Annotated in this window: 4 protein-coding genes; all 4 read right to left on the bottom strand. The window is 74.1% G+C overall.

Translation table 11 applies throughout. The features are described 5' to 3' along the window. From ACFW1A_RS03470 to ACFW1A_RS03455, 4 genes are read right to left on the bottom strand one after another with little or no spacing between them, the layout of a single operon-like run. Entirely contained in the window at window positions 1-423 is a 423-nt protein-coding gene (locus ACFW1A_RS03470) for a hypothetical protein (protein ID WP_380403373.1), read from the bottom strand. After that, the gene (locus tag ACFW1A_RS03465; RefSeq protein WP_380403370.1) at window positions 420-8,513 is read right to left on the bottom strand and encodes a SpvB/TcaC N-terminal domain-containing protein; all 8,094 of its coding nucleotides are present in this window, start codon (window positions 8,511-8,513) and stop codon (window positions 420-422) included. Before ACFW1A_RS03465 ends, ACFW1A_RS03470 begins: the two co-directional genes overlap by 4 nt. Next, window positions 8,500-17,598, bottom strand: a complete 9,099-nt coding sequence (locus ACFW1A_RS03460) for a neuraminidase-like domain-containing protein (protein ID WP_380403368.1) — start codon at window positions 17,596-17,598, stop codon at window positions 8,500-8,502. Before ACFW1A_RS03460 ends, ACFW1A_RS03465 begins: the two co-directional genes overlap by 14 nt. Then, entirely contained in the window at window positions 17,595-18,533 is a 939-nt protein-coding gene (locus ACFW1A_RS03455) for a hypothetical protein (protein WP_380403365.1), read from the bottom strand. Before ACFW1A_RS03455 ends, ACFW1A_RS03460 begins: the two co-directional genes overlap by 4 nt. Window positions 18,534-18,696 lie beyond the last annotated feature (163 nt).

Here is an 18,696-nt window from a genome sequence, read left to right as displayed (position 1 = left end):
TCAGCGCGGGATGATCTCCGTGTCGAGGGGGCCGGTGGCGTTGAGGATGTCGACGGCGGGCTGGGAGAGCACCAGGTCGTTCTGGTCGTCGATGCCGAAGTCCTGCACCCCGGCCGCGCCGGTGACGACCAGTTCGACGAAGTCCGGGAGGGTGCGGTCGGGGTACAGCTCCTCGAACTGCTCGCTGCGGGTCACCTCCATGTCGCGCAGCTGAACGCCCGTCAGACCGGCGGCCAGGAACTTCTCCGCCAGCGTCGTGGTCGCGGCGAACGCCGGGTGCGAGGTGATCAGTTCGTCCCCGAGCCAGCCGTCGAAGGCGTAGTGCAGGTGCGAGACCCGCAGCCGCTCGCCGGTGCGGTCCAGGACGGTGTTCTCCCCGAGCTGGCCGGGGACCTCCGGGCGCACCACGTAGAACTGCATCATTGACCTCCGGAGGAGACGGGCGGGCGGACGGGCGGGACGAAGCTGGCACCGAACTGGTCGTCGATCTTAGTCGCCTGGTCCAGCAACTCCTCCTGCGTCGCGTTCGGGTGCGTGCGGTAGAACTCGTTCCAGATCTTGCGGATCCGGCTCAGGTGGACGGTGTTGTTGACCTCGCCCTTGGGGATGCCGCGCAGGTTCTCCAGCGAGTGCAGCTGGGACTCGGACACCTCGCCCGGGTACAGCTTGTTCGCGGCCTGCTGCTCGACGGCGTGGTGCACCACCACCTGCCCCTCGGCCTCCGGGTTCGCGGCGAAGAAGGTCTTCTTGTAGTTGGTGGTTGTCGAGCTGCCGAGCGTCGCCCGCGGGCCCGTGGTGGCCGGCGGCGGGGCCTCGCTCGCGGCGACCTCGGGCAGCGAGGCCAGCGGCTCGGTCGAGCTCGGGCCGGCCGTCGAGTCGGCCGGGGGCTGCTGCGAGCTGTTCGGCTCGGCCGGCTGGGAGCTGCTCTGCTGCGCCGCGGGTTGCTCCGGCGGCGGGCCCTGCTCGCCGCCGCCACTGCTGCCGCCACCGCCGCCACCGCCGCCCGTCAGTGCGGTCACCACCGGGGTGATGGTGGAGGCCAGGGCCGGAGCGATGGCCTCCGAGTTCGCCACGATCTGGGGCAGGCTGAAGGAGATCGCGGGCGGGCGCAGCGCCGCCGTGCCGTTGCCGACCGACACGAACTCCGCCGCGGGGCCCGCTCCGCCGCCCCCGCCGCCGATCGAGATCCCCCGCATGCCGAAGACCGTCGCGACCGCCTCGACCGGCAGCGCACCCAGGCGGCGGGACCGCTCCTGGTCGCTGAGCACCCGGCCGTTGGCCGTCCGGCCGGTCGCCACCACGCCCGCCGTGTTGATCGTGCCCGCCACGCCGAGCGAGGTGCCCGCGACGGCCACGCCGGTGACCAGGGTCGTCTCACTGACCCCGAGCGCGCCGGCGGCCGCCGCGGCCAGCCCCGGTGCGGCGGTGCCGGCGCTGGCCACCACCACGACCACGGCCGCCACCGTGAGCGCCGCGACGCCCGCACCGATCGCGACGTCCCGCCAACTGATCTCCCAGGCGCCGTTCTCGTCGAGCGAGTTGACCGGATCGTCGCCGGCGTAGACGTAGAGGTCGGTCGAGTCGCGCAGTCCCGAGGGGTCGCAGGAGATCCACCGGCCCAGCCACGGCGCGTAGTACCGGGCGCCGACGCAGTACAGGCCGGTCTCCCCGTCGCGCTCGCGGCCGATGAACCGGTCCCGCTTCGGCGCGCCGGTCTCCGCCCGCACCGCCTGGTAGGTGCTGCTGCCGTAGGGCGAGTACTCCTCGTAGGAGATCACCCGGCCGGCGCCGTCGAGTTCCACCGTGGTGGACTTGAGGTGGTTGGCCAACTGGTGGCGCACCAGCCGGGCGGACGATCCGTCGTCGACCTCGTTGCGGGTCACGATCCGCGCCAGGGTCTGGCGACCGTCCGACACGTCCAGGCCGGTCCGGACCAGGCCGCGGTGCGGGCCGGTGTTCAGCCGGGTGAACTCCACCCCGCCCAGGTAGCTGTTGTCCTCCTTGACCGCGCCGCCGGCCAACTCGGTGACCTTGCGGGTGCGGTTGCCCGCGGCGTCGTAGACGTACCAGGTGCGCTCGGCGCCGGCCGGTCGCTCCTCGTCGGACGCCCACTCCTCGGACGCCCGTTCCTCGGACACCGACTGGCGCTGTGAGGCGGCCAGTTGGTCGCGGTAGTTCCACGCGAGGCCGGCCAGGTGCGGCAGGGCCGTGGTGTTGCCGTGCGCGTCGTAGGCGTAGTGCTCGACGGCGGGGCGCTCGCCCTCGGTGATGGTGCTGCTCAGGCGGTTGCCGACACGCCACGCCGGTCCGGCGAACGCCTCGGCGTCCGGTCCGGCGGCCGACTCGGCGTGCGCGGACGGCACGGGGGCGGCGGCCGGCAGCTCGGTGTACTCGTACGTCCGGGTCCAGCCGGCCCGGGCCGGGTCCTGCCCGCGGTGCGTCACCCGGCGCAGGTTGCCGGCGGCGTCGTACTGGTAGCGCTCGGTGTAGCGGGCGAGGGCGTTGCCGTCACCCGGGTGGGAGCCCCCCGCGCGCTGCTGCGGCGGCCACGGGCGCGCCCGGCCGGCCTGGCCGAGCTGCTCCCGCCCGGTCGCCTCGACCAGCCGGTACGTCCCGTCGTAGCGGTAGGAGGAGCCCGCGGGCACGTGCCGGTTGCGGAAGAAGACCGGCTGGTGCGCCCGGTCGTCGATGCGGACGATGTTGCCCGCCGCGTCGTAGGTGTAGCCGAGGTCCTGCACGCGCTCGCCACCGGCCTGCCGGGACACCGTGCGCCGGAGCCGGAAGGTCAGCGGGTCGTACTCCTCCTCGGTCACCGCGTCGTTGCCGCGGACCACGCGGACCCGTTGGCCCCTGGCGTTGTAGCGGATCTCGCGCAGCACCGCCGTCCACTGCGGGTCGCCGACACCCTCAGCATCGGTGTCGGCCTCGATCCGCACGTCGAGGCGGTCCAGCAGGCCCGACCGTCCGTAGCCGTAGCGGATGGTGCTGGGTGCGCTGCCGGGTTCGCTCGGTGTGGTCAGCAGGACGGGGCGGTTCAGCGCGTCGAACCGGCTGTCGGCCTCGAACGCGGCCGGCTCCAGTGCGTGCTCGGCCGCGGCCGGCAGGTCCGCGTCCCCGGTGCCTGGCAGCGACCAGTCGACGACTTCGCGGTACTCGGCGGCGATCCGGCGGGTGGAGCGCAGCGGGTTGCCCTTGAAGTCGTAGGCGTGGCAACGCGAGGAGCCCGACTGGTCCAGCTGGTAGAGCACCCGGCCGCGCAGGTTCTGGTCGGCGGCCCCGGGCACCCGTTCCCCGTAGACGGTCCGTTCGACGACCACCTCGCGGTCGGGCTGCCGCCGGTCGGCGCCGGTGACGAGCACCTGGACCTGGCGCCGCAGCGGATCGTGCACGCTGCGGGTGGTGTGGCCGCGGCTGTCCCAGCGGCGCAGTGGGGCACCCTCCACGTCCGCCAGCGTCCAGCGGGTCCCGGCATCCATGGCCTCCCGCCGCAGGACCCGGCCGAGCAGGTCGAACACGGTGCGCGCAACGATCCGGCCACCGCGCTCGTCGACCGGCACCGGGTCCCGCACGGCCAGCACGTTGCCGCTGACGTCCCGTTCGATCCGGGTGTCGAGGAGGACCGGTGCGCCGGCGCCGGCGCCGTCCTCGCCGAAGCCGGTCTGACGACGGCTCAGGAAGATCCGCCCGAGCGGGTCCAGGTGCACCACGTCCGGGGTGTCGGCGTGCGCGGCCGCCTCGACCGCGGCGGCCTGCTCGGCGGTGCCCAGCCCGCCGTCGATCCGCTCGGCGTACCAGGTGCGCCAGTCGGGCGGCGCGGTGCGGAAGTAGCCGGCCATCGGCCCGGCGGTGTCCGGATCGGTGCGCGGGTCCGCCAGCACGGTGTCGTTGCGGTCCCAGGTGCTGCGCCGCCAGGGGTCGAACACCGTCTTGGCATAGCTGTGGTCGGCGAACAGCGTGGCGACAACGCGGGAGGCGGCGTCGTAGAAGCGGATGGTGCTCACCCCGTGGGCGGCGCCGAACTCGAACCCGTGCGTGTCGCTGAAGAACGGCTCGAAGACCCGGACGGCGGCGCCCTTGTTGTTGAACTCCGTCCACCCGCTGCCGATCCAGCGCCGCCGGTCGGGTTCACCCGGGTCGGCGTCCGCCTCGGTCTTGCGCTGGACCTCCCGGCCGGACCCGTCGAAGTAGGCGAAGCTGTTGTGCAGCACGGACTGTGCGCCCGGCGGCAGCTCGCTGGTGTGGGTCTCGCGGACCACGGTCCGCACGGAGGGGGCCAGCGGCCGCGGCAGGTCGCGGGTGCGCTCGAAGGCCGAGACGTCGTAGAGCAGTCTGCGGGTGGCGCCACGCAGCAGCACGGCCGCCGTGTCGGCGGGCTCGCCGTCGGGGGGCGGCGCGTCCAGGAACGCGGGATCGAGGCCGTCGAGGGAGTCGCCGAGCTGTTCGTCCCGCTTGCCCATCGCCGCGGTGGCCGCGAGCAGGCCCAGGGTGTCCAGCGCCGCTGCGGCACGGTTGCCGTTGGCGTCGGTCACCAGGACGGGCTTGAGCAGCCGGTAGTCGGCGCCCGGGGCGTCCGGGTCCCGGGTGCCGTCCGGGCGTCGCTCGCCGACCGTGGTGCGGTTGCCGAGCGGGTCGGTGCTGTCCACCACCAGCAGGTCGTACCGGTCGTAGCCGACCTCGCTGTCCGGGCTGGACACGCCGTCCTGGAACGGGTCGCGGTGGCGCAGCGGGCGGAAGAAGTGTGCGCGGGCGAAGGCGAGTTCCCGGTCGGCGGCGGTCTCGGTGCGCGGTGACAGGAAGGACCGGCCGGTCGGGATCCACCACTGGCCGGCCGGGTCGTCCGGCGGGAACACGCCGGCTGCCGCCAGCTCGTGTCCGCTGCGGTAGCCGCCCTCCCGCAGCACCGGCGCGCGGTCCGGCAGCAGGGCGGCGCCGTCCCGCCGCAGCGCCCGGTCCAGCAGCGCGTCGTCGAAGGCGAGCCGCAGGGTCAGTCCCGGGAGCGCCCTCGCCTGCAGGGCGCCGAGCGGCAGCAGGGCGAGCGGGTCCCCGGTGGCGGCGCCGAGGTCGTCCGGCCGGTACAGGGTGCGGGCGCGGTCGATCAGCCGGCGCCGCCGACCGCTCACGGCCGCCATCGGGTGGCGGGCGCCGGACCACTCCGCGAAGCCGAACCGGTGCCCGTCCTCGGGCACCGCGCCGGTGATCTCGTAGGACGACGCCTCGGCGGGCAGCGGCACCCGGTAGGAGTCGACCGTGTCCACCGCGGAGGTGAGCACGTTGTGGGCGCTGGTGACGACGGTCCGGGCCTGCTCCGCGCGGTCGGCGTCCAGCGGCAGGGCCCGGTCCGCGGCGCGGCGCGGGTAGGCGACCGCCAGTTCGTCGAGCACGTGGCCGTAGTCGTCGACGGTCACCGTGACGGCGTGCTCGGTCCGCGGGTCGGCCGGGTTGCGCTCGTAGGCGTGGGTCAGCCGCTCGCGCGGGTGGGTCAGGAACACCGCGTGGCGGTTGCTGCCGCGCGGCTGCAGCATCCGGACGGTGAAGTTCTGCTCGACGACGGTGTACGGGTGGCGGGCGCGGTCCGTGCCGTCCAGGCCGTAGGTCTCCTGGCGCAGCATCAGGCCCTTCAGTGCGCGGCAGGCCTCGCGCTGCTCCTCGAAGCCGAGCCCCGGCGGGAGTGCCGTGTCCGGCAGGTACGGGGAGGGTGTGCCGAGGCCGTCCGGGTGCGGCTCCCGGTAGTACTCGCCCGGGCCGTGCCGACCGGTGAAGTAGTCGCTGATCCGCTCCCGGCCCAGGTACACCCCGGTGTGGAACCAGGTCTTGGTGTGCAGCGGCGGTGCGTAGCCGACGGCGCCGAGGTTGCACCAGCCCTCGTCCGCCCGCCCCGCCAGGTCGGCGAACTCCTCGGTGTCCCACTGCTCGACCATGCCGAACCCGCGCGGTTCGCGCTCGGCCGCGTCGAAGTACTGGTGGTGGTAGGCGTAGCGGGTGCTGAACCGGTGCCGGCTCAGGTGGTCGATCGACTCGACGCGTTCGACGACCTGGACCGGGAAGGGCGAGCGGGTGATCCAGGGCCGGCCGGCCGCCTTGTCGGTCAGGTAGAACCAGGTGGAGGAGCGGTACCGCACCCGGGTCTCGGCGCCGAGGTTGTTCACCGACCGGACGAGCAGGTGCGGTTTGGCGCCCATCAGGTCGACGTAGCGCAGTTGGCGGCCGAGTTCGGCGGGCAGCGGCGTCGACCAGACCAGGCAGGCGGTGCCGTTGCCGAACAGGTCGATCACGTCCACCGCGCCGACCTCGTCGGTGATCGGGAAGCCGGTCACCCGGTGCGGTCGGCTCAGGCAGCCCCCGGACTGGTTGAAGTACAGCCGGGGACCGTCGGCGTGCAGGTAGACCACGTCGCTGGTGCCGCTGCCGTCGATGTCGGCGAGCCGCACCCGGTCCGGGGAGAATCCGAACTCGCTGTCGAAGCGCGGCACGTTGCGCAGCGTCACCCGGGCGCCGAACCGGCCGTGGCCGAGGTTCGGCCAGTAGCAGATGTCGCCGTTGCGGATCCGCACCAGGTCCGAGAGGCCGTCCCCGGTCATGTCGGCCAGCAGCAGTCCCTGGGTCGGGTCGGTGAAGACCACCCGCGGCCCGTACCGTTCGTCGCCCGGTACCGGTACCCGGCGAGCCGGGCCGAAGCCGTCCGATCCCAGGCCCGGGTGCCAGACCAGGTCGTCGCCCTCGGCGATCAGCACGTCGGGCAGGCCGTCGCCGTCGAGGTCGACCAGCCGGAGTTCCGGATCGCGGGTGTCCCGGTTGAGGCGGGCCGGGAACGGCCGGAACGGGTGCCAGCCGTCCTGCTCGTCGTGCTCGTACAGGCCGGTGACCGGCCCGTCCAGGGTCACCAGGTCCAGCCGGCCGTCCCCGCTGAGGTCCATCAGGCGCGCGCCGCCGGCGAGGGTCTGGTTCGGCCGCGCCCCGACGGTCTCCCGCGGCCCGAACCGGACCCGCCGGGGCTCGGCGGGTTCACCGGGGTCGTGCGCCTCGGGGGCGGGTTCGGTGCCCGGTTCGGCGCCGGAGAGGTTCGGCAGGTAGTACCAGCAGCCGCCCTGCTCGGTGAGCAGGCCGGGGACGCCCTCGCCGTGCAGGTCCACCCAGCGGTAGCCGCGGCCGTCCAGGCCGGTCGGCAGTTGGGCGAGCTGGGCCGGGTCGACGGTGCGAACCTCCTTCGCGACCACCGCCTCGGAGTACGCCAGCTCGACCGGGGGCAGCGCCCGGCGCAGGTAACCGTCCTTGGTGCGGCGGTACTTGGCCTGGGTGACCGCGCGCAGCATCGAGTACGCCGGCCGCGCGACCGTCGCCGGGTCGGTGGGCGGGGAGTGGGTCAGTTCGGTGGCGGCGACCAGGCAGTCGCGGCCGACTCCCGGCTCGTCCGGGAAGTGGTGGAACATCAGGATCCGACGGCACAGCCGGGTGGTGCGCAGTTCGAACCCGGGGCGGTAGCTGGAGAACGGATCGTCACGCATCGGCCAGGCGCGCTCCGGCCGGGGCGTCGGTGCTCCCCCGCCGTCGTCCGTGCGGTCGCTGTCGCCGCCGGGGTCACCGTGGTCTCCGGGATTGCCGTGGTCGCCGTAGTCGAGCACCGCCTCGAAGAACCAGTGCAGGTCGTGCAGGGCCTGCCGGGCCACGAACCGCGGCCGGGTCCCGTCCGCACCGAGGAGCGGGGTCGCGTTGCCGTAGCGGATGCGCTTGAGGTACCGCTGTGCGGCACCCCTGGGGTCGTCGTCGGGGAGGTAGTCGTACCGGACGACGTTGCCGCAGTCGTCGCGCGTCTCGCTGATCAGCCAGCTGAACACGTTCCGCGGGTTGCGGGGGTCGGCGATGCGGGAGTCCGGGTCGGTGCCGTACAGCGTGAGGACGTTGTCTGGGGAGATCGAGCGCCAGTGCACGTCCGCGGGATCGGCGATCCGGGTCCACCGTTCGATGCGGGCGAACGAGACGTCGATCCGGGGCCGGTAGCGGCGCACCTCGTGCTCCCCGATCCGGCGCGGCGGGCCGGTGGGCACCAGGTCCTCCGCGGCGGAGAGCACGAAGACGTCGGACTCGTGCGCGTCGTCGTAACGGGGCAGGCCCTTGTCCGTGCGGCGGGTGACGGCGGGCAGGGACAGGCTCCAGCCGAGACCGAACGGGCCGTTGCCGGCGCCCGAGTCGTAGCTCAGCGCGAGCTGCGGCCCGAACCCGCCACGGCCACTGGTGAGGTCGACCGGGACCACGAACGTCCCGGTGCCGGTGACCGCGTCGGTGCCGAACTTCTCGCCGATGCCCCGGATCGCACCGCCGCCGGTGGGCAGGTTCACGGTGGGCAGCGCGGCCGCGAGACCGGAGCCCGCCGAGTCAGCGGTTGCCGGGCCGGAGGCTGCCGGGCCGAACGCCGGTGCTCCGGGCGGCGACGGGCTGCCCGGGCCCGGGCCCGCGTCGGCGGGGTCGAAGCGGATGCCCGGTGCTCCGCTGCCGGCGAGCGGGTCAGCCGCGGTCACGGTCGTGCCCCTGGTGCCGGCGCTGTCCGCTCGGACGGGCGGACCCGCAGCCGGTCAGCTCGTAGTGCACCAGGACGAAGACCCTGGTCACCTCCGGAACCGGCTCCTCGAACTCGAAGCTGCCCACCAGCTCCGGCTGGTAGCCGCTGATCGGGCCGGCCGTCACGGCCACTGCGCCGTACTGGAACCCGCACCGGTCGGCGCCGCCCACCAGGGTGAACGAGTACTCGGCGTCCGGCTCGCAGCGGGCCCCCGCCGCGACCTCGAACTCGACGTCCACGTGGGTGCTCGGCCGGGCCTGCCGCGACTCCATGAACAGCTCCAGCTTGCGCACCCGTACGGCGCGGCCGCTGGTGACGCAGGCGAAGAAGTCCCGGGAGAGCCGCAGGTCCAGGCGGCGGCCGCGCCGCTCGCCGGTGAACGCCGCCCACTCCTCCGGCATCTCGCGCGCGACGTCGATCAACCGCTCACCGGCGTCCGGCAGGTGGTCCAGGGCGTGCGCCTCGGCAGCCCGCCGGAGCACCGGTCCGCCCTCGCGCGCCGTGTAGTTCACGTGCAGGATCGCGTCGCTGAGCGTGTCGAGGTCGAAGTCGTTGTTGCCCGGCGGGATCTCCAGCTTCCAGGTGCTCACCGCGCCGGAGTACTCGAACGGCAGGTACCGCTCGTCACGGAAGGAGAGCTCGAACAGACCGGCGTCGTTCTGGCCGCTGGAGGTGGCGATGGCCTGCCGGTTGCCGTGGTCCCGCACCGCCCGGCAGTCCCCCGGCCGCAGCGCGTAGCCCGCGGCGCTGCCCGGCTCCGGGCAGCAGCCGTCCGCGCACCGCGCGCAGTCGCCGCCGCCGCAGCCGGTGGTGCTGCCGCAGTCGCCGCACCCGCAGCCGCCGGAGCGCGCGGCGGGCCGCTCGGTGCAGCACTCGCCCTCCGGGCCCGCCAGCGTCGGGACCACCCGGATGGTGTTGGCCAGCAGGGTGAGGCGCGCGTGCAGCCCGGTGAACGGCCCGACCACGGCCGGCACGGTCAGCGAGACGCTCTTCAGCCGCCGCAGGTAGTGCCCCGGGTAGTCCAGGTCGAACAGCCACTCCGGCAGCTCGACGACGCACTCACCGTTGACCTTGAGGTCGAGGAACGCGGCGCCGAAGTACTTGCGCAGCGAGACGTGCTTGGTCAGCTCGTACTCGCGGACGTTGTCGGTGGTGTAGGCGGCGTCCATCCGGCGGACGGCCAACGTCAGCTGCTGACCGGCCGTCAGGCCGTCGTGCAGGTCGTGCCAACTCCCGTCGGGGACGAAGCGCTGGTCGGTGAAACCGCGTTCGACGTTGAAGGCGTGCTCGGCCTGCCGCACGGTGCAGCCGGCGAGTTCGTACATCTGCCGGTAGAGCACCGCGAGTTCCTTCTGCAGCCAGAGGAAGTGCGCGTGCGAGGTGGCCTTGTCACGCAGCAGCTCGCCGACCTCGCGGGCGTTCTCGATCTGGCGCTGGACGGTGTTGAGTTCGCCGAGGGCGGCGGCCCGGCGCCGTTCCGCCGCCAGGATCTGCCGCTCGGCCTGCGCGATCTCCAGCCCCGCCAGCTCCCGCTGGTACTGCCACTCGGCCTGTCGGCGCACCCAGCCGCCCTCGGTGTTGCGCAGCCCCGCGGTGCCGGCCAGGATCGTCGCGACCTGGCCGGAGATCCTGGCGATCCCCGCGAAGACGTGCTCCAGCTTGGTGCCGAGCGGCAGTTGGGTGAAGTCCGAGGTGCCGACGAAGACGTCCGGGATGACGCCCATCACGGTGCCGATCGCCTCCGACACCGTGGCGGCGCCGACCGCCGCGGCCGAGGAGTTGGTCAGGGCCTGGTAGTCGCGCTCGCCACCGATCAGGCCGCGGTTGATCAGACCGTCGTAGTAGTCGTGGTGGGTCTGGGCGATCTGCTTGGCCACCCGCAGGCCCTGGAGCTGCCAGTCGGCGTCCCGCCACTGCTCCTTGCGGATCGCCCGGTTGAGGTTGAGCACCTGCTGCTCGTGGCGGGCGCGCACCGCGGCGAGCAGTTCCACGTCACCCTTCTCCAGTGCGGCCTGCAGTTCCGCGCCGAAGGCCGTCACCTGGTTGGCGAAGTCGGCCGCCCGGCCGAGCACGTAGCTGAACCGGTACGGGCTGGGCGGACAGCAGCACCCGGCCTCGCCGCCGCACGCCCGGCCTGCCGGGGACCCGTGGTTGCGGCAGCCGCAGTGCTCACCACCGCAAGTGCCGCAGCAGTCCGAGTCGGGCCCGGGCTCGGCGCGCAGCACCGCCCGCCGGTCGGCCACCCGTTCGAAGAGCGACATCAGCCACGGGTTCAGCGGCACCCCGCACGGCTCGAAGCTCGACACCGTCACGGCCCGGCCCGGCCCGTCCCCGTCGGCGACGGTGGTCACCGGACGGGTGCCGCAGGCGCAGTCGCGCACCGAGAGCGGGGTGGGCCCGAGGATCCGGGCCGCGCTGTCGAGGACGAGCCGGGCCCGGGTGCGGCCGGCCGCGGTGTGTTCCCGCACCGCGCAGTCGGCCCACTCCAGCAGGGTCTCCAGGTACTCCAGGGTGACGTAGCGCCGGCGGGCCGTCTCCTCGTCGGCACCGGTGCCGTCGCAGCAGCCGCCGAACCGTGGACCGACGTCGCCGACCGTCCGGTCGCCGCCCCGGTCCAGGGCCGAAACCTGGTGGCGGCACCACCGGTTGTCACCGGTGGCCGGGTTGTGCGTCACCGCGTACCAGTGGGTCGCGGCCTCGTGCGCGCACCGGCCGCGCAGGGCGCAGCCGACCGTGATCGTCTCGGCGAACGGGTCCCCGGGGAACAGCGGTGCGCCCGGGGCGAAGTAGACGAAGTACGGGTACGCGGGGAGCGCCCCGAGCCCCGGGTAGTCCTGCGGCTTGACGGCCTTCGGCGGGGTCACCGTCGGGACCACCACGGCCTCGTCCGAGGCGAGGTCGTAGCGGAACCCGGGGTCCGGCGGCGCCGCGGCACCCGGGGTCAGCTGCCCGCCTCCCACCGCGAACAGCAGGGAGTCGCGCTCCCGTCCGACCAGGGTCAGCGAGGTGCTGCCCGGGCCGGCCCCGTCGGGGATCGCGAGGCCGGCGAACGAGCGCCGGGGCTGCCGGAGTTCGCCGTCGTGCAGCTGACACCACATCAGGTGCACCAAAGGCTTGGCCGGCCATTCGAGCAGGGCCGCCGCGGCGGCGTCCTCGTGCCAGCCCGGCCAGTCCGCGACCTGCTGGATCTGGTCGAACCGGGCGGAGTCGACCAGCCAGAAGTAGTACTCGTCCGTCTCGGTGCGGTGCCGGCCCTCGCAACCGCAGCTGCAGCCTTCGGTGGCGGCCGGCGGGGCGAACGGCCGACTCGCCGGTGGGACGGCGGCAGCGGGCACCCGAAGGAACGTGACGCCCAGTCGGATGGCGGCCTCGATCCACAACGGCACGGTGCCGGCCCGGCCCCGGGGAACGGTGACCGCGGCGGCGTGGGCGTGCTGACCGTCCACGGGTGCGGCCCCGCCGTCGGCAGGTGCGGACCCGCCGTCCGCGGGTGCGCCCTGCTGGGCGCCCGCGGACGCGGACCCGACCTGCCGACCCTCCTCCGGCGCAGCGCCGCCGGACGCGCTGAACCCGCCGCCGCCGTCGCGCGCGGGACGCGGCAGCGCGGACAGCCAGGACCGCGCACCGCCGCGCTCGGGCGTGCCCAGCAGGTCGAGGCCCTGACGGGCCGGCAACAGCTCGGTCAGGGCCGAGGCGTCGCGCTGCTGCAGCAGTTCCAGGCCGGGGTGGGCGGGCGGCGGGACCGCCGACCAGTGTGCGAGGCCGCCGGGCACCGGCACGGTCAGGGTGGCCCGCCGGAGCTCCTGCTCCAGGAACCGGAAGGCCTCGGTGCGCCTGGCCCGGTCCTGTTCGATCCGCCCGGTCCGGTTCTCCCGGTAGAGCTCGCCGCGCCGCTCGCGCGCCCAGCGCTCGCAGGTGTCGTACCGGCGGTCCCACTGCGCGACGAACTCCGCGCTCGGCTGCCACTGCGCTTCGAGCCCGAGCCGGGCGCGTCCGACGAAGGTCTGCACGGCGGCGACGGCGGCGGCGATCCGGGTGCTGCGCGCCCGGACCCCGGTGGACACGTCGATCAGCAGCAGGTCGGTCAGCTGGTCCGCGGACGTCGCGTACCCGCCGCCGGGCAGCGGCACCCGGTCCAGCCGGGTCAGGTGCGCGACCAGCGCGTCGCGGGCGTGCTCGCGCAGGCAGTCGTCCAGGCGGCGCAGGTCCGTGAACCGCACGGGCTCGCCGTTGTCCAGGTACCCGGCCCGGACCAGCGCGGTGAGGTTGGCGTTGCCGCCCGAGCCGAGCGGATCGGCGGCCGCCCACAGGTCGGGGCGGGCCTGCGCCAGGTCGGCGACCAGGAACCGCCGCACGATCCGCCGCACCAACTGGTCGGCGTGCCACACCCGCACCGGCCAGCGCTCGTCGGTCAGGTCGGCGGCGGTGACCGCGTAGCCGCTGTCGTAGCCGAGCACCAGCGGCGCGTGGCCGAGCTCGATGCCCAGGTGGCGCAGCAGCTGGGCGGGGTTGTCGGGCTGGTTCTCGGCGGCCTCGTCGTAGAGCAGCCAGACCGGGGCCTCCGGTGCCGTCCGGGCGCGGGCCCGCAGGTCGGTGTGGTCGAACAGCCGCTCCCAGACGTCGAACCAGGCCTGCCGGCGGCGCACCGATGGGTGGCCGCGGTCGTCGGCCGCCGACGGCCGGTAGGTGTCGAGCAGGGGCAGCAGGGCCGGGTCGAAGTCCACGTGGTGCGGCTGCCAGCCGCCCTGGCGGTAGAAGGCGGTGCCGGCCAGCTGGGCGCCGTGGTCGAGCAGGTAGCCGAGCTCGGACTGGGCGTAGTCGGAGAACAGCTCGGCGGACAGGTCGAACCGGTGGGCGAGCAGCAGGGCCTTGAACGCACGCTGGTAGCTGCGGCGCACGTCCCGCAGGGTGCTGACGTACTGGTGGCGCAGCAGGTCGCGCGGCACTCCGCCCAGGGCCTCCGGGTCGATCCCGTCGTCCAACCGGGCGTCCTTGTCGGCCAGGTAGAGGCGCTCGGTGGGTACGGGGGTGCGCTCGCCCCCGGTGTCCGGCCCCTGGTACTCGATCCGCAGCCCGCAGGTCAGCGGCCGGGCGTCCTCGATCTCGTCGTCACCGGGCGCGTCCCTGACGAGTTCGACGGTGAGGTCGTAGACGCCGCGGCGCAGCGTCAGCCCGGCGCTGCCGGCGCAGTCCGGGTGCTCGCCCCAGTCGTGGCTGAGCAGCGTCCACTGCTTCTGCCCGCGGCCGAGCCGGACCTGCCAGTGCTCGCCGCCCGGCGCATCCGGGCCGGGGGTGCCCTGCCCTGTGCCGGAGCGGGCTCCGCTCCCCCAGAAGGTGTACGTGCCGTCGTGCTCCACCAGGAGCAGCCCGGACCAGCGGCTGGCGAAGGCCTGGACGCCGCCGAGTGTCCGGGCGTTGTGGCCGGAGACGCCGATGCCGTTGCGGACCTCGGCCCAGCGCCGCTGGGTGCTGGACAGTTGACTGTCCAGCGCCGGGACGATCGTCGGCACCGGCGCGTTCCACGCGTCCCGGACCGGGTCGAACAGGGCCGTGGTGGCCTGCAGTGCACGCCAGAGCGGGGTGGCCGCGCCGACCGGGCGGTGCTCGGCGAGCAGGCCGGTGCCGATCAGCCCGGTGATCGCGGCGAACGCGCTGCCGACCGGGCTCGGGCCCCAGGCCAGGGGCGGCCGGTGGCCGTCGTCGAGCTCCCACGGTCCGGGGTCGGCGAAGTTCTCGTCGGCCGGCAGCACGCGCAGCAGCCGGCGGGCCATCGCCTCGGTCGCCGGACGCCGGGCGGGCGTGCCGTCGGGGTCGTCGTCGGCGTCGCCGCCGTCCAGGGACAGCACGTGGTCGGCCAGGTGCCGGGCGACGACCCCGCAGCGGGCGTGGAACAGGGCGAACCGTTCCCGGAACCAGCGCCAGCGGGCGTTCTCGTCCGGCTCGGCGACCAGGTGCTCCCAGGCCGCGTCGAGGTCGGGGAACAGGTAGCCGAATCCGACCAGCTCGCGGCGCGGCGCGGCGACCAGGTCGCGGACGGCCTGCTGCTCCTCGCTGCGCAGCGGGCGGATCCGGCTGAGCTTGGTGAGCACGGCCTCCTCGGTCAGCGGCACGGCGGCCGAGAGTTCGGGGTCGTCGTAGCGGAACGGGGAGCCCGGGGTGTTCCACATCTGGGCGGAGCTGCCGCCGAGGTGCACCTGGTAGCGCTGCTGCGCGGGGGCGACCGGCTGGCCGGCCGCCGCGAGGACGCCGGGGAACAGGTGCCCGCCCAGGGCCTGCAGGTCGGCGCCGGACTGGTCCCCGCCCAGTTCGTCGCGCAGCACGTCGCCGATCCGCTGCCAGGTGTAGGACTCGACGGTGGGAGTATCGGGTTCGACCGCGAGCAGCTCGTGGCGCAGCCGCCACAGCGAGTGCTCGGGCACGTCGTCGGGGTCGTGCAGCGGGTCGACCTCGGCCTCGGTGGCGGACTGCAGCGGGTACGGGTCGTCGCCGGCCAGGTGGCCGTCCGCGGTGCACAGCAGGACGAGCTCGCCGATGCCGAACGCGGAGGCGTGGATCTTGGTCAGCTGCTCGGCGAACCGCAGCGTGTGGGTGGGCTTGGCGTGCCAGGTCAGGGCGGCGTCGGCGGGGTCGAACCCGCCGAGCGCCGACAGGGCGTCAAGGTTGCCGCGCAGCAGCTTCCGGAACTCCGGTGGCCGTGGCCTGCCGTGGTGCCGGTGCTGCGCACGCTCGGCGACGGCGTCGAGGAGCTGCTCGATCCGGTCGGCCGGGACGGCGGCCGGATCGCGCCACAGGTCCAGCAGTACGGGGACCGGCAGGTGTGGCAGCCGGAAGTCGGCGCGCAGCATCAGCAGTGCGGCCAACTGCGGGACGAAGTCGGGGTCGACCTGCCCGGCGGCGTCGAAGAGCCCGAGTACCTCGCACACCTCGACGAGCTCGGCGACGGGGAGCGCAGCGGTGCAGCGCAGGGCTCGCCACAGCCGGACGAACACCGCCAGCTCGGCCCACGGGTCGCCCGCCTCCCGGGTCCCGACCTGCTCACCACCGCTGGTGTCGCCAGCGTCGAACTCCAGGACGTAGTCGGCCAGGCAGCAGGGCTCGCAGTCCGGCAGCGTCACCACGGGGCCGCCCTCGCCCGCGCCGGTCAGGCGCACCCGGGCGGGCAGGAACCCGGTGGCCAGCAGCTCGACCAGGGCGCAGTAGTCCAGGCCCAGTCGCGGCAGCAGCTCGGACAGCCGGGCGGCGGTCCACTGCCAGCGCTCGGTGTCGGGACCGAAGCCGTAGAGCCGGGCGAGCGTGGCGCCCGCGGGCGTCTGCTCGAACAGCGTCTCGTACTCGGCCCGGCTCAGGCACAGGTACTCCAGCGCGAGGTCGAGCCGGACCGGGTAGCGCCAGAGCTGCCGGGGGAAGGCGACCGGTTCGCCGGCCCGGTCCAGCACGAACTCGGTGATGTCGTGGCGGAATCCGCGCAGCACGTCGAACCGGGTGGTGCCGAGCACCTCCAGGTACCGGCGGTTGACGTCCAACCGCTGGTCGTAGGGCAGTTCCGGAGCGGAGAAGTCCTGCGCCAGCGCGTCGTACGCGGTGGGCTCGGCCACCGGTACGGCCGGCGAGGAGTACGACGGTACGGCCCGGAACCAGTCGGCGGGCTCGTGGTCGCCGGCGTCCGCCGGGTCGGTGTCGTGCACCACGCCGTGCGGTGCACCGGCGGTCATGGCCTCCAGCGACTCGTTCACCAGGTCGATCAGCGGGATCGGGATCGTCGCGTCGGCCCGCGTCGCGGCCAGGTCGCCCAACGGCCCGGCCCGGTCGGCGAGTCGGGTGCCCAGCGTGTCCGTGCCCGCCCGGACCGTCAGCACGTCCTGGAGGTACGCGACATCGCCGAGTTCGGACAGCTCGCACGGTGATGTGCAGTTGACCAGGTCGCCGGGGTTGACCGGCGCGAAGGGACCGTCGGGCCCCGGGTCGGGGATCGAACTGCCGCCGGCCGCCTGGTGGACGGCGGTGGCGAACGGGTGGGCCGGGGTACCGATCAGGGCGTGCGCGAAGTCGGGCGCGCCGAGCGCCGTGATCGAACCGCGGTCGGTGAAACCTCGCGCGTACAGCGCCTCGGCGAGCGAGAAGTGCAGCCGGTCGTCGATCCCGGCGATCGCCGTCACCCCGTAGAGGGCGTCCAGCACGGTGACGGCAGTGCCGAGCCAGGCGGCGGCCTGCGGGTCGAGGCCGGACGCGCCGATCACGGTGTCCCGGGCCCCGTCGTCGAGCCCCTGGCCCCACTCCCAGCCGGCGTGGCCGGCCGCGCGGTAGGCGTCGAAGAAGCCCTGGATCAAGTCCTGCCCGGGGCGGGGCAGCAGCGGGACGGCCTCGGGCGTGGTCGGGCCGGGCCCGAGCGCTCCGGTGGTGACGTTGAAGAAGGCCTGGAGCATCCGCACGAAGGCGGCGATCCGCTCTTCCAACGTGCCCGGGCCGATCGCGGCGGGCAACAGGTCGGGGTGGTCGGTGAAAACCTTGGCCCAGTCGGCGAAGGTGAGTTCGGGCTGGTGCGGCAGCGGCCACGGAGCGGCGTCGAGGTTCGCCACGCTGTCCAGGGCGAAGCCCTCGCCGACCACCGCGGTGATCAGCGGCCGCGGGTCCGCCTCCTGCGTGATCGCGCACAGCACCAGTTCGAGGTGCGCGCGGGCCAGCGCCGGAGTGCCCGGCACCGACGCCCAGAACGGCTCGATGTCCGCAGCGGGGTCGGGATCGGGCACGGCGCTGTAGTACCCGGCGTAGCCGGTGGTGAGCGCGAGGCCGACACCGGACGCGCAGACCGGGGTCACCCCGTCCGTGCTGCCGAGCGCGCGCAGCCGGCGGGCCGCCATCTCGACCGTGACGAGCGGGTCCTCCGCGATCGCACCGGAGTCGATGGCCCGGCGCAGCACGTCGATGGTGGTGGCCTCGTCGGCCTGGGTGGCGAGCCGGTAGCGGACGGCGGCCGACACCTCCAGCGGCAGGCTGGCGGCGAGCGCGTAGAAGTACGGCGCGGGAACGTCGAAGGACGGGTTCACTGGCTCACCACGACAGGGATCGCCGCCGACGTACCGGCGGAGGACGACAGACCGGGGAACACCGGCACGGCCAGGCCCACCTGGGCCGCGGCGTGGCTCTTCGCCGCACAGGCGAGGGCGGTCGACACCCCGTGGACGTACTTCGCCAGCGTGTCCGCCTCGGTGCCGTGCACGGCGTAGTAGCTGACCAGGTCGCCCTCGAACTGGCGGCGGGCGGTGTCGTCCGACCCGACGTCCCGGTAGAGCGACTCCAGTGGCTGCGGCGGTTGGGGCAGCGGGTTCAGGGTGCGGTTGAAGACGATCTCCCGGGCGATGTGCCGGCACTGCGCGGGCGTCAGGGCGGTGATGTCGACCGGGTGGGCCGCGCCCGGGTCCTTGGCCAGCACCGCCTCGACGGCCTTCTGGACGGCCGTGAAGGACGGCGCGGATCCGTCCGTGGGCAGGTCCACCACGGCGGTGCCGACGGGCAGGCCGGCCGGCGAGGGCGGCAGGGCGAGGTAGAGCGCGGTCGGGCCCAGCGCCGCGTAGAGCACCGGGTCCGCGAGCACGGGCAGCGGACCGGCGTCCAGGTCCACGTCGTAGTTGAGGTCCTTCACCACGATCGGGGTGGGCACGCCACCGACCGTGCGGGTGACGGTGAGCGCGAGGTTGGGCCCGAGGTACTCGGGGACGGCGGGCGGGGCCGCCACCACGACCGCCGCCGTCGCCGCCGGGGCAGGCCCGGCGAACGGCAGCGTGTCCAGGTGCTGCACGACGGTCGCGGCCGGATCGGCCGGGTCGTAGTGCGCCGAGCCGAGCACCGAACCGGCGGCCCGCCCGTCCGGATCGCCGAAGGAGCGCTCGCTCACCTCGATCTTCAACCCGGTCAGGTAACTGGTGAAGTTCGCACCACTCGTGGGCTTGTCCGGATGCAGCCTGATCACCAGAACGGGCACGGCGCTGCCTCCCTGTCGCGCACGACCGCCTGCGCGGCCGACTCCCGGTACGGCGGCAGCCGGACACCGGCCCGGCTCTGCCTGTCCAGCACCATCCCATTGCGGGGCCACCGTGGCCAGGGTTCGTGTACGTATTCACCCGAACGAACGATGCGTCAACTCT

Source organism: Kitasatospora sp. NPDC058965 (genome assembly GCF_042741245.1).
In the GTDB taxonomy this organism is placed as follows: Bacteria; Actinomycetota; Actinomycetes; order Streptomycetales; family Streptomycetaceae; genus Kitasatospora.
This window is presented reverse-complemented; position numbering and strand designations above follow the sequence as displayed.